Genomic DNA, 13,211 nt, shown 5'->3' with positions numbered 1-13,211 from the left:
GTACACGGTCTCGGTGTAGTGTTTATCGGAGGCAGCAACATGAGTAAATTCTTGATTTTCGGATAGGTAAGTGCCGGAACTGGTTGCCAATACCCATTTTGATAATACCCACTCAGCATCATTAATCGTAATGTCGCTGCTGTTGTTGTATCGGTACAGTTTGAGAAGTGAATAGGTATTAAATTCTAACGACTGAGTATTATAGGTGTAGAAATTATTGCCGTCGGTCACCCAGATATAATTGTCAGAGGCACCAATATTGGTTATCTCTGAACCAGGGCTAAGGCTAAATGCAAGCTCGTTACCAAGCCCAGGAGTATGTCGATATACCTCATTATCAAAAAACGTCCAAAACTCATCGTTCAGGAAAGCAACGCGTTCCGATGAGAACTGTAGCAGGCTGCCTTTTCGTGGTAGCAAAGCTCGACCATCGTAAAACAGGACTTTTCCATGCACATCATGGATCCAAAGCCCACCACCTGCGCCTAGATAGAGATTTTTAGCCGCGAGAAAATTCCCTTGCGCTTGAACAGGCAAAGGATAAAAGACAGACGGTGATGTATTTAACGCAAGAGCGCTAAATGAAATGCTCATTAGCATGAACATTCGGAAGACAATTCGATACAACTTCTAATCCTGAACAGCAACAACGTATGAAGTTTCGGCTACCGCAATGTCTTAACCTGCTCGACCAGAAACTGAGTTTTTTTGTGCTTATTATTATCTTTCCATTTTAGCGGAAATCTACGAAGGAGAAAGAAGGTTTATTGTTTGTTGAAAGGTTTTATCTTAGCGGTCACGAAAATGCCGCAAAAAGCGGCATTATTCATAATCATATAGAGAGCAAAGTAGAGTAAAAGTTACTTACTATTGATTACTTTGCACTTAGACAGCTTGCGTAGCTATCGGTAAGTTGCTGAAGAAAATCGAAATAACTTCCACTCTTCACTTCAACTGTAGAACCAATTGGGTCTAATTGACCTTGTTTCGCATTGCTTCCTCGAGTCACCGAGTCAATTACAGCCGGTGTAAATTGAGGCTCAGAAAACACACATTGAACGTTTTCACGTACTATTGTCTTCTTAATCGCAATCAAGCTTTTTGCACCCGGTTTACGCTCTGGGCTTACTGTAAAATGACCTAAGTTATTTAGGCCAAATTCTTCTTCATAGTAACCATACGCATCGTGGAAAACGTAGTAGCCTTTGTCTTTCACTGGAGCCAGTTGCTCGCGAATAGACTGCTGTTTCTCTTTCAATGCAATCAGGAATGAATCTAGATTCTCTTGATACGCCATTGCGTTGTCAGGGTCAGTTTCAATTAGCTTGTCTGAAATGTATTTCGCGGCAACTGCAACCTGATCGATCCCCAACCAGAAATGTGGGTCGTGGCTGCCGTGGTGGTGGCCTTCGTGCGCGTCATGGTCATGCTCTTCGTGTCCATAAGCACGTAAGTTGATGCCAGGAATTTTAGCGATTTCGATAACGTTATCGTTCGACTCAATCACCTTGGTCAGAAACGCTTCTAAGTCAGGACCAAACCAAACAACCATATCTGCACTATGAACTTTTTTGACATCTGATGGTTTGAGCGCATAATCGTGCGGCGAAGCATTGCTGTTCATCAACACTTCCGGTTCACTAACACCTTGCGTTAGTTCTGTCACAATCATTTGAATTGGTTTGAAGCTTGTTAGAATAGTATTGGCACTTGCAACACTTGGCGCTAAAAGCAAAGTAGCAAGTATAAAAGATGAACGTGACATAATTCCTCGATAATAGAAAAGTAGCTTAGGCTTGAGGTAAATGTTACATTATAACATTAGCGAATTGCAAATGAGTTCTATTCATGGATAACTTAATCCAACTCGATTCCGTCAGCGTCGAGTTTGACGGTCGAAAAGTACTAGATAATATCTCCCTAAATCTAGAACGCGGCAGAATCACTACCCTAATTGGGCCTAATGGTGCAGGTAAATCGACCTTAGTTAAGGTTCTACTTGGGCTTCAGCACAAATATTCAGGGAAAATCACCAAATCAAAAAAATTAAAAATTGGTTATGTTCCCCAAAAACTAAAGCTGAACGACTCTCTACCACTTAATGTAGAACGTTTTCTTAAACTCACCGGTAAATTCAGTAAACAAGAGATCTTAGAAGCGCTGAAACTCGTTGGTGCTGAGCATCTAATTAAGAGCAACATGCATCAATTGTCTGGTGGTGAAAACCAACGCGTACTGATTGCTCGCTCTTTGTTGAAGAGACCCGATCTACTGGTTCTTGATGAACCAGCACAAGGCGTTGATGTACAAGGCCAAATTGATCTATATGAACTGATTGACTCTATTCGCCATCGCTTTGGTTGCGCTGTATTTATGGTGTCACATGACTTGCATTTGGTGATGGCAAAAACAGATGACGTGATCTGTCTACACCACCACATCTGCTGCTCTGGTGCACCCGCTGATATTAAGCATCATCCTTCTTATATCGCTCTATTTGGTACTGCGGTTCAAGAAAGTTTGGCGTTCTATCATCACCAACATGACCATCATCACCATGACTTAGCAGGCCAACCTGTATCTGGAGATGTGCACGACTGTTCTAACCATAAACACGGACATCACCACTAATGCTTGAGTTTCTTTTACCTTCTATCCTCGCAGGCTTAGGCATCGCGCTTATTGCTGGTCCACTGGGGTCGTTCGTAGTGTGGCGTAAGATGGCGTACTTTGGCGACACATTGGCTCACGCCTCTTTAATGGGTTTAGCGCTTGGTTTCCTGTTCAATATTAACTTGTACTTCGCGCTGCTGATTTGCTGCTTGATGTTGGCTGTACTCCTAGTAACACTCCAAAAACAGAAGCTTGTGGCCACCGACACCCTACTCGGCATTCTTGCACACAGTGCGCTATCACTAGGCTTAGTCGCAGTTAGCTTTCTCGATAACGTTCGTGTCGACCTGATGAGCTACCTATTTGGTGACCTGCTTGCCGTTTCCCCGACAGATTTAATGTTCATTTATGCAGGTGCGGCTGTCATTGGACTGGTGTTAACTATCTTTTGGCGACCGCTGTTATCGACAACGGTAAACGAAGATCTTGCAGCGGTTGATGGTATCAACATTGATTTAATGCGTCTGATTCTAATGTTACTGGTCGGCATCGTGATTGCCGTTGGTATGAAGTTTGTTGGTGCGTTAATCATGACATCATTACTGATTATCCCTGCGGCAACAGCAAGAAAGTTCTCAAGTACACCTGAGCAGATGGCATTATTTGCTTCCATTATTGGCTCTATCGCAGTATGTGGCGGGCTGAGCCTATCTTGGTTCTACGACACGCCAGCAGGCCCATCTGTTGTGATTAGCGCTGCTGCGATGTTTATGTTGTCTCAGATGGTTAAGAGCCGAGCTTAACGGTACGCTCTCGCATCTCGCATCTCGCATCTAAAAAAACATACAAAAAAGGCTTGGTCATCGACCAAGCCTTTCTATTATTTATCGCTTAAAGCGCTGATTACCAACCAGTAATCTCGCGTAGACCTTTACCGATGTCAGCAAGAGACTTAACTGTCTTAACGCCTGCTGCTTCTAGTGCTGCGAATTTGTCTTCAGCAGTACCTTTACCGCCAGAGATAATTGCGCCAGCGTGGCCCATACGTTTACCTGGAGGAGCAGTAACACCTGCGATGTAAGAAACAACTGGCTTAGTTACGTTCTCTTTGATGAACGCTGCTGCTTCTTCTTCCGCAGTACCACCGATCTCACCAATCATTACGATTGCTTCTGTCTCAGGGTCTTCTTGGAACAGTTTTAGGATATCAATGAAGTTTGAGCCTGGGATTGGGTCACCACCGATACCAACACACGTAGACTGACCGAAGCCTTCATCTGTTGTTTGTTTAACTGCTTCGTAAGTAAGAGTACCTGAACGAGATACGATACCTACTTTACCTTTCTTGTGGATATGACCAGGCATGATACCAATCTTACACTCGTCTGGAGTGATAAGACCTGGACAGTTAGGACCGATCATGCGAACGCCAGTTTCTTCTAGCTTCACTTTAACATCGATCATATCTGTTGTTGGGATACCTTCAGTGATCGTTACGATCAGTTCGATACCTGCGTCAATCGCTTCAAGGATTGCATCTTTACAGAAAGGTGCTGGTACGTAGATAACTGTTGCTGTTGCGCCAGTTACTTCTACTGCTTCACGTACTGTGTTGAATACTGGAAGACCAAGGTGAGTTTGACCACCTTTACCAGGAGATACACCACCAACCATTTGCGTACCGTATGCGATAGCTTGCTCTGAGTGGAATGTACCTTGACCGCCAGTGAAACCCTGACAGATTACTTTAGTGTCTTTGTTAATTAATACAGACATTATTTCGCCTCCGCAGCAGCAACAACTTTCTGAGCAGCATCTGTTAGAGATTCAGCTGCAATGATATCAACATCAGAATTAGCAAGTACTTCGCGACCTAGGTCTGCGTTTGTACCTTCTAGACGAACAACAACAGGTACTGTTACGCCTACTTCTTTAACCGCACCGATAATACCTTCAGCGATCATGTCACAACGAACGATGCCACCGAAGATGTTTACTAGTACTGCGCTAACATTGTCATCAGAAAGGATAATCTTGAATGCTTCAGCTACACGCTCTTTAGTTGCGCCGCCGCCTACATCAAGGAAGTTTGCTGGTTTGCCGCCGTGTAGGTTAACGATATCCATCGTACCCATTGCTAGACCTGCACCGTTAACCATACAGCCAACGTTACCATCTAGTGCTACGTAGTTTAGTTCCCACTGTGCTGCGTGTGCTTCGCGCTCATCTTCTTGAGATGGATCGTGCATTTCACGTAGCTTAGGCTGACGGTACATCGCGTTTGAGTCGATGTTGATCTTGCCATCTAGACAAAGAAGGTTGCCTTCGCCAGTAATTACTAGTGGGTTGATTTCCAGTAGAGCTAGGTCGTACTGAGCGAACATTTCACCAAGACCCATGAAGATCTTAACGAACTGTTTGATTTGATCGCCAACTAGACCAAGTTTGAACGCCAGTTCACGGCCTTGGTAAGCTTGAGGACCTACTAGAGGATCGATCGCAGATTGGTGAATCAACTCTGGAGTTTCTTCAGCGATTTTCTCGATGTCCACACCGCCTTCAGTTGACGCCATGAATACAATTTTACGAGTTGCGCGGTCAACAACAGCGCCTAGGTAAAGTTCGTTAGCGATGTTAGACGCTTCTTCAACTAGGATCTTAGTTACAGGCTGACCATTTGCGTCTGTTTGGTAAGTCACTAGGTTTTTACCTAGCCACTTTTGTGCAAACTCTTTAACGCCTTCTTTTGTGTCGTGTAGCTCTACGCCGCCCGCTTTACCACGGCCACCAGCGTGTACTTGACACTTAACAACTTTTTTCTCAGTTGAGATACGACCAGCAGCCTCGAAAGCTTCTTGTGCTGTATCACATGCGAAGCCTTCTGGTACAGGCAAACCGAATTCTGCAAACAGCTGTTTGGCTTGGTATTCATGCAAATTCATTTTGATATTCCGTTTATTTTCCCTTAAGGGATTATTATTTCCATAACGACACAGTTACCTGTGTTACGTCTGTAGGGTCTTCTCAAATCAACTGCTGTCCATTTTGTAATGGCTTAACAGCTCAAGTGAAGGCCAGGTGTTGAGCAGCCTAGCCTTTGAAACTTTTAACGTCTAGCTAACTGGGTTAACTAGACGTTTTAGCGATACTAAACGTCTAATAGCAGACGTGCAGGATCTTCTAGAAGCTCTTTGATGGTCACTAGGAAGCCAACTGATTCACGGCCATCGATTAGACGGTGGTCGTAAGAAAGCGCTAGGTACATCATTGGTAGAATTTCTACTTTGCCGTCAACAGCCATTGGACGCTCTTGGATTTTGTGCATGCCCAGGATTGCCGCTTGAGGCGGGTTGATGATTGGCGTAGACATTAGAGAGCCAAATACACCACCGTTTGTGATAGTGAAGTTACCACCCATTAGCTCATCAACAGTTAGCTTGCCGTCACGGCCCTTGATCGCTAGCTCTTTGATGCCTTTTTCGATGTCAGCGAAACCTAGTGTGTCACAGTCTTTTAGTACTGGAGTCACTAGACCACGTGGCGTAGATACTGCCATGCTGATGTCGAAGTAGTTGTGGTAAACGATATCATCACCGTCGATAGATGCGTTTACTTCTGGGTAACGCTTAAGCGCTTCAGTTACCGCTTTCACGTAGAAAGACATGAAACCAAGACGCGTGTCGTGACGCTTCTCGAATTGGTCTTTGTACTGCTTACGAAGGTCCATGATTGGCTTCATGTTTACTTCGTTGAAAGTCGTCAGCATTGCTGTGCTGTTCTTCGCTTCTAGAAGACGGTTTGCTACTGTCTTACGTAGGCGAGTCATAGGCACGCGCTTCTGGCTACGAGCTGCCGCTGGCGCTTCAACCGCTGGTGCAGCTGCTGCCGGTGCCGCTTTCGCTGCCGCTAGGTGTGCGTCAATGTCTTCACGAGTAATACGACCACCAACACCAGTGCCTTTAACGTCAGCTGGTTGTAGGTTGTGTTCAGCTAGAAGGCGACGTACAGCTGGGCTTAGTGCGTCGTTGCTCTCTTCTGTTAGCGCCGCTTTGTGACGCTTATCAGGAGATGCTTCTGTTTCTTCTGTTGTATCAGTCGTTGGCTCACCTGCAACCGCGCCAGGTTTCAACTTAGCAATAAGCTGCTTAGAAAGTACCGTAGCACCTTCGTCTTCAATAATCGCTTCCAGAACACCCGCTTCAGGAGCTGGTACTTCTAGAACTACTTTATCTGTTTCGATATCTACAATGACTTCATCACGTGCAACCGCTTCGCCTGGTTTTTTGTGCCAAGTAGCAACTGTTGCATCAGCCACAGATTCAGGTAAATCTGGAACCAGAATTTCAATTGTCATGTCTGTATTTTCCTTTTACTTCTAGTTCTTTGGTAGGGTCAGAGCGTCATCTACTAACGCTTTTTGTTGTTTCAAGTGTACCGACATATAGCCTACAGCTGGTGATGCTGATGCAGGACGACCTGCGTATTGAATATCAGCACCTACTGGGATAGCAGCTCGGAAGTTATGTTGGCTGCTGTACCAAGCACCTTGGTTCTGAGGCTCTTCTTGACACCAAACGTAATCAACGACATTTGTGTATTGTGCAATTGCAGCGCGAACATCCTCGTAAGGGAATGGGTATAGCTGCTCAATACGAACAATAGCAACGTCGTCTTGCTCGTTCTTACGTCTTTGGTCAAGTAGGTCGAAGTAAACCTTACCAGAACAGAATACGACGCGTTTTACGTTCTCAGGAGCGATATCGTCAATCTCTGCGATAGCTGGCTGGAACGTACCGTCTGCTAGGTCTTCTAGAGAAGACGTACACAGCGGGTGACGAAGCAATGACTTAGGTGACATTACAATCAGAGGACGACGCATAGGTCGAACAACCTGACGGCGAATCATGTGGTAAACCTGTGCTGGCGTTGACGGAACAACAACCTGCATATTTTGTTCAGCACATAATTGAAGGTAACGCTCAAGACGTGCAGAAGAGTGCTCTGGGCCTTGGCCTTCATAACCGTGAGGAAGCAGCATAGTTAGACCACATAAACGTGCCCACTTTTGCTCACCTGACGAAATAAATTGGTCAATAACAACTTGTGCACCGTTTGCGAAGTCACCAAATTGTGCTTCCCAAAGGGTTAGACCGCTTGGCTCTGCTGTTGCGTAGCCATACTCGAACGCTAGCACTGCTTCTTCAGACAATACTGAGTCAAATACTTGGAATGGACCCTGCTTATCATGAATGTTCGCAAGAGGAACATACGTGCTTGCGTCTGATTGGTTGTGCAGTACTGAGTGACGGTGGAAGAAAGTACCACGGCCTGAATCTTGACCAGAGATACGAATACGCTTGCCATCGTCAACAAGTGTTGCGTAAGCCAGAGTTTCAGCCATACCCCAATCGACTTGTTTCTCACCATTCACCATGGCAGTACGATCGTTGTACAGTTTATTTACTCGGCTTTGTAGCTTGTGGCTTTCTGGGTATTGACAGATCTTAGTACCAAGCTCTTTTAGACGCTCGATATCAACCTTGCTATCCCATTCGATATTCCAGTCGTGACCTAGGTAAGGAGACCAGTCTACTGAGTGAAGTGCCATTGGGCGCCACTCTTTAACCACAACTTCACCGTGATCAAGTGCATCACGATATTCGTTAACCAGTTGAGTTGCTGTATCAATACCAAACTCACCGCGCTCCATTAGCACGTCAGCGTATAGCTTACGTGGTGTTGGGTGCTTCTTGATTTTTTGGTACATCAAAGGTTGCGTTGCATTCGGCTCATCGGCTTCGTTGTGACCGTGGCGACGGTAACAAACTAGGTCGATAACGACATCACGTTTGAAGGTATTACGGTAATCCAGCGCTAAGCGAGCAACAAAAGCAACCGCTTCTGGATCATCAGCATTAACGTGGAAAATCGGAGCCTGTACCATCTTAGCGATATCAGTACAGTACATCGTAGAACGTGTGTCGCGAGGGTTAGATGTTGTAAAACCAACTTGGTTGTTTACAACGATGCGAACCGTACCACCTACACAGAAACCGCGAGCTTGAGACATGTTAAACGTCTCTTGCACAACACCTTGACCAGCGATTGCTGAGTCACCGTGAATCGTGATTGGCAGTACACGGCTACCATCAGTATCGCCTAGGCGATCTTGACGTGCACGTACTGAACCGATAACCACTGGGTTTACGATTTCTAAGTGTGATGGGTTAAATGCTAGTGCTAAGTGAACGTTACCGCCCGGTGTCGCGAAATCCGCAGAGAAACCTTGGTGGTATTTCACATCACCAGTACCCCACGTTTCGTCGTGCTTACCCGCGAATTCGTCAAACAGGTCTTGCGGCTTTTTACCAAGCACGTTAACCAGCATGTTTAGACGACCACGGTGAGCCATACCAACAACGACTTCACGCATGCCTTGTCCACCAGCATGACGAATAATCTCTTTCGTCATTGGGATAAGCGCATCACCACCTTCCAACGAGAAGCGTTTCGCGCCTGGGAATTTCGCACCAAGGTAGCGCTCAAGACCTTCAGCAGCCGTTAGCTCTTCTAGGAAAGCTTGCTTTTCTTCTTTGTTGAAAGAGGGTTGACCAGATACAGACTCTAAACGTTGTTGAATCCAACGTTTTTGCTCTGTATTAGTCATGTGCATGTATTCAGCACCAATCGAACCACAGTACGTTTGCTTTAGAGATTTGTGTAAATCTTTAAGCACCATCGTCTCTTGGCCAATCGCGTAAGAGCCGACGTTAAACGTCTCATTGAGGTCTTCTTCGGTAAGAGTGTGGAAAGAAGGGTCCAGTTCATCAACTGTCGCTCTCTTCCATAAACCTAGGGGGTCTAGATTTGCTGCTTGATGCCCTCGGAATCGATAAGCATTAATCAGTTGCAGAACTTTTACTTGTTTCGCATCGACATCTGGATCACTAACTTGGACACTGTAATGCTTTGTTTCTTGAGCGAGTCGACGGAAGTATTCACGAACACGAGAGTGTGGTTGTTCCACCGCTTCTGAAGCTTGCACAGGCAATTCTTCAAAAACACTTCTCCATTCGTCACTTACCGAATCGGGGTCACTTAGATACAGTTCATAGAGTTCTTCTACGTACGTTGCATTGGCGCCAGCCAAGTGTGAAGACTCGAGCCATGCCTTCATCACGCCGTTGTGCATATTTTCCCTTAACCAGTAGTTTTCACGTTTGCTGCGGTCTATGCCGAGCTATTAAAAGGCCGCCCCAAAACTTCTAGGGCGGCAATTTTTTTTATAACTTAAACCGAACGATTCACTAACATGGTCTTGATGTGACCAATCGCTTTCGTCGGATTTAATCCCTTAGGACAAACACTTACACAATTCATGATGCCATGGCAACGAAAAACGCTAAATGCATCATCAAGATCAGACAAACGTTCATCTGTCGCAGTATCTCGGCTATCAATTAGCCAACGGTACGCGGCAAGTAGGCCTGCTGGTCCGATGAACTTATCAGGGTTCCACCAGAATGATGGGCATGACGTTGTACAACATGCACACATGATACATTCGTACAGTCCATCTAAATGAGCACGCTCATCAGGGCTTTGTAAGTTTTCACGTGCCGGTGGTACATTGCCATCAGACACTAGGAATGGTTTTACTTTTTCGTAGTTATCGTAGAACTGAGTCATATCAACAATCAGGTCACGAACAACAGGTAAACCTGGCAGCGGGCGAATCACGATCTTATCGCCTTTCAGCGCAGATAGAGGCGTGATACACGCTAGACCGTTTTTACCGTTCATGTTCAGACCATCCGAACCACATACACCCTCACGGCATGAGCGGCGGAATGCGATTGTTGGATCTTGTTCTTTCAGTAGAATAAGCGCATCCAGAAGCATCATGTCTGAACCTTCATCCACCTCTAAGGTGTATTCCTTCATGTAAGGCTTTTGGTCGACATCTGGATTGTAACGGTATAAAGAGAAATTCAGTTTCATGGTCATGTCTCCTTAGTACGTACGTGCTTTTGGCGGGAACGCTTCACGATGGATAGGTTCCATGTTTACGTTACGCTTAGTCATGCTTTCTGACTCAGGATTGTAAAGCGTGTGGCATAGCCATTGCTCATCATCACGATCAGGGAAGTCAAAACGAGCATGTGCACCACGACTCTCTGTGCGGTAGTTTGCCGCTACAGCCGTCGCGTAAGCTGTTTCCATTAGGTTTTCAAGCTCAAGACACTCAATACGCTGTGTGTTGAACTCAGTAGACTTATCTGAAAGGTGTGCATTCTTCAGACGCTCACGAATTGCTTTAAGCTCTTCTAGGCCGTCAGCCATTGCTTGACCTTCGCGGAATACAGAGAAGTTGTTCTGCATACATTGCTGTAGATCTTTACGGATCTGCGCTGGATCTTCGCCGTCTGTGCTGTTTTCCCAACGGTTGTAGCGCTCTAGAGAACGAGCGATATCTTCTTCCGTTGCTGGTTTCGCATCAGCTTGCTTCTTCAGAGTCTCACCTAGGTGTAGGCCTGTCGCACGACCGAATACAACCAAATCAAGCAGTGAGTTACCACCTAGACGGTTGGCACCGTGTACTGATACTGAAGCAACCTCACCACAAGCAAATAGACCTTGTACTTCTACATCGCTACCATCTGCCCCCTGCTTAATCGCTTGGCCAGAAACTTGTGTTGGTACACCACCCATCATGTAGTGACATGTTGGGATTACTGGGATTGGCTCTTTTACTGGATCAACGTGTGCGAATGTACGAGACAGTTCACATACACCTGGTAGACGAGACTCAAGTGTTTCTTTACCTAGGTGATCCAGTTTCAGTTTGATGTGTGGACCCCAAGGGCCGTCACAACCGCGACCTTCACGGATTTCGACCATCATTGAACGAGCAACAACGTCACGACCCGCTAAGTCTTTCGCGTTTGGAGCGTAACGTTCCATGAAACGTTCGCCGTCTTTATTTAGAAGGTAACCACCTTCACCACGACAGCCTTCTGTTACAAGAACACCAGCGCCAGCAATACCTGTTGGGTGGAACTGCCACATTTCGATATCTTGCATTGGAACGCCAGCACGAATCGCCATACCAACACCATCACCAGTATTGATGTGTGCGTTAGTTGTCGATGCGTAGATACGACCAGCACCGCCAGTCGCTAGGATCGTTGCTTTCGCTTTGAAGTAGCATACTTCGCCTGTTTCCATGCAAAGTGCTGTTGTACCAAGAATGGCACCGTCTTCGTTCTTCACAAGATCAAGCGCGTACCACTCAGAGAACACGGTTGTTTTGTGTTTAATGTTTTGTTGGTAAAGCGTGTGTAGCAATGCGTGACCAGTACGGTCAGCTGCTGCAGCGGTACGAGCCGCTTGCTCACCACCAAAGTTTTTCGATTGGCCACCAAAAGGGCGTTGGTAAATGGTGCCGTTGTCGAAACGAGAAAATGGAAGGCCCATCTTTTCTAGTTCGATAACTGATTCTGGGCCATTTTTACACATGTATTCGATAGCATCTTGGTCACCGATGTAATCAGAACCTTTTACTGTGTCGTACATATGTTGTTCCCAGTGATCTTCGTGCGCATTTCCTAGCGCAACCGTAATACCACCTTGAGCAGATACGGTATGAGAACGAGTTGGGAAAACTTTAGAAAGCAATGCACATGATAGGCCTTGCTCTGAAATTTGCAGTGCGGCACGCATACCAGCACCACCAGCGCCGATAACTACGGCATCAAACTCACGAACAGGAATAGTCACTTACGCACCCCACAAAATAAACAGACCAGAGAAGAAATATCCAAGAAGAACCGCAACTACACCTGCTTGAAGACCAACACGCAGTTTAGCGCACTTGATGTAGTCGGTTAGCACTTGCCATAGGCCGATCCAAGCGTGAACAAGAACCGAAGTAAGCGCTAACATGGTAAATACTTTAGTGAAAGTTCCACCAAAGAACTGAGTCCATGATACGTAAGAGATATCGGTGAAGGCACAAAAGCTCACCAAATAAATTGTATATAGCGTCATAATGATTGCAGTTGCACGAATCAATAAGAAATCGTGAACGCCATTACGGCCAAATGTCGAAACGTTGTTTACCATACTAAGATCCCCGCTAGTAGAGACAATACCGCTGTCGCTGCGAATGCAACCTTAGCGCTCTTCGCGCCAGATTCCAGCTCTTCAAAGTGACCTAAGTCCATAAGAAGGTGACGAATACCACCAGCAATGTGGTAAGCCAAAGCGGTTAAAATGCCCCACAGAATAAACTTCACGAAGAAACCGTCGACAATGTCGCTAGCTTCCATAAAGCCTACTGGGGATGAGAGGGAAATGGATAGTAACCAAAGCAAAATTCCAATCGCAACAAAAGTAATCACCCCAGACACACGGTGTAGGATGGAAGCTATTGCAGTGATCGGAAAGTGGATGGTCTGTAAATCTAAATTAACAGGTCTTGTCTTTCTTTCTTTCACGGGCTTGCTCACTCAGCTCCATTGAGCATTATGGTCATTAAATAACCTTATGATATTGTTATGGACAAAATTTGATCGCAAACCTTCAAAATTTAACAT

General features: G+C 45.7%; 11 protein-coding genes and 1 pseudogene. 2 read left to right on the top strand and 10 right to left on the bottom strand.

Annotated elements, in window-relative coordinates; translation table 11 throughout:
• Together BCT81_RS04960 and znuA are read right to left on the bottom strand one after the other, a co-directional pair.
• A pseudogene (locus BCT81_RS04960) lies at positions 1 to 606 on the bottom strand (AraC family transcriptional regulator); the annotation flags it as partial.
• A gap of 268 nt (positions 607 to 874) precedes the next feature.
• Positions 875 to 1,765, bottom strand: coding sequence for a zinc ABC transporter substrate-binding protein ZnuA (gene znuA, locus BCT81_RS04955; protein WP_102423415.1), 891 nt, complete (start codon positions 1,763 to 1,765; stop codon positions 875 to 877).
• Between the two features lie 83 nt (positions 1,766 to 1,848).
• Here znuA and znuC point away from each other — a divergent pair, with 83 nt between their 5' ends.
• Both znuC and znuB read left to right on the top strand, forming a co-directional pair.
• On the top strand, positions 1,849 to 2,631 hold the full coding sequence (znuC, locus tag BCT81_RS04950; RefSeq protein WP_102423414.1) for a zinc ABC transporter ATP-binding protein ZnuC: 783 nt from the start codon (positions 1,849 to 1,851) through the stop codon (positions 2,629 to 2,631).
• Positions 2,631 to 3,416, top strand: coding sequence for a zinc ABC transporter permease subunit ZnuB (gene znuB, locus BCT81_RS04945; protein WP_102423413.1), 786 nt, complete (start codon positions 2,631 to 2,633; stop codon positions 3,414 to 3,416). The genes znuC and znuB overlap by 1 nt, the downstream gene beginning before the upstream one ends.
• Before the next feature lie 100 nt (positions 3,417 to 3,516).
• On the opposite strand, the gene sucD is transcribed toward znuB, so the two are convergent.
• The 8 genes from sucD to sdhC form a co-directional block, all read right to left on the bottom strand.
• Positions 3,517 to 4,389: a succinate--CoA ligase subunit alpha gene (gene sucD, locus BCT81_RS04940; RefSeq protein ID WP_004737919.1), complete on the bottom strand. Its 873-nt coding sequence runs from the start codon at positions 4,387 to 4,389 to the stop codon at positions 3,517 to 3,519.
• Entirely contained in the window at positions 4,389 to 5,555 is a 1,167-nt protein-coding gene (gene sucC, locus BCT81_RS04935) for an ADP-forming succinate--CoA ligase subunit beta (RefSeq protein ID WP_004737918.1), read from the bottom strand. The genes sucD and sucC overlap by 1 nt, the downstream gene beginning before the upstream one ends.
• A gap of 206 nt (positions 5,556 to 5,761) precedes the next feature.
• Positions 5,762 to 6,967 carry a 2-oxoglutarate dehydrogenase complex dihydrolipoyllysine-residue succinyltransferase gene (gene odhB / locus BCT81_RS04930; protein WP_004737917.1) on the bottom strand — a complete coding sequence of 402 codons (1,206 nt, stop codon included), beginning with the start codon at positions 6,965 to 6,967 and terminating at the stop codon, positions 5,762 to 5,764.
• A gap of 21 nt (positions 6,968 to 6,988) precedes the next feature.
• A complete protein-coding gene (gene sucA / locus BCT81_RS04925; RefSeq protein ID WP_102423412.1) occupies positions 6,989 to 9,805 on the bottom strand; it encodes a 2-oxoglutarate dehydrogenase E1 component in 2,817 nt (938 codons plus the stop codon).
• Between the two features lie 98 nt (positions 9,806 to 9,903).
• On the bottom strand, positions 9,904 to 10,614 hold the full coding sequence (locus tag BCT81_RS04920) for a succinate dehydrogenase iron-sulfur subunit (protein ID WP_008221173.1): 711 nt from the start codon (positions 10,612 to 10,614) through the stop codon (positions 9,904 to 9,906).
• Positions 10,615 to 10,626: 12 nt separating this feature from the next.
• Positions 10,627 to 12,393, bottom strand: a complete 1,767-nt coding sequence (gene sdhA / locus BCT81_RS04915; protein ID WP_102423411.1) for a succinate dehydrogenase flavoprotein subunit — start codon at positions 12,391 to 12,393, stop codon at positions 10,627 to 10,629.
• Positions 12,394 to 12,738: a succinate dehydrogenase, hydrophobic membrane anchor protein gene (gene sdhD / locus BCT81_RS04910; RefSeq protein ID WP_102423410.1), complete on the bottom strand. Its 345-nt coding sequence runs from the start codon at positions 12,736 to 12,738 to the stop codon at positions 12,394 to 12,396.
• Positions 12,732 to 13,124 (bottom strand): succinate dehydrogenase cytochrome b556 subunit, encoded by a 393-nt coding sequence (sdhC, locus tag BCT81_RS04905; protein WP_019820486.1) that lies wholly within the window; start codon positions 13,122 to 13,124, stop codon positions 12,732 to 12,734. The genes sdhD and sdhC overlap by 7 nt, the downstream gene beginning before the upstream one ends.
• Positions 13,125 to 13,211 lie beyond the last annotated feature (87 nt).

Origin of the sequence: Vibrio sp. 10N.261.52.A1, assembly GCF_002876325.1 — a bacterium.
GTDB lineage: Bacteria > Pseudomonadota > Gammaproteobacteria > Enterobacterales > Vibrionaceae > Vibrio > Vibrio chagasii.
Note: the sequence above shows the minus strand (reverse complement) of the source record. Positions and strands in the feature narration are given on the sequence as shown.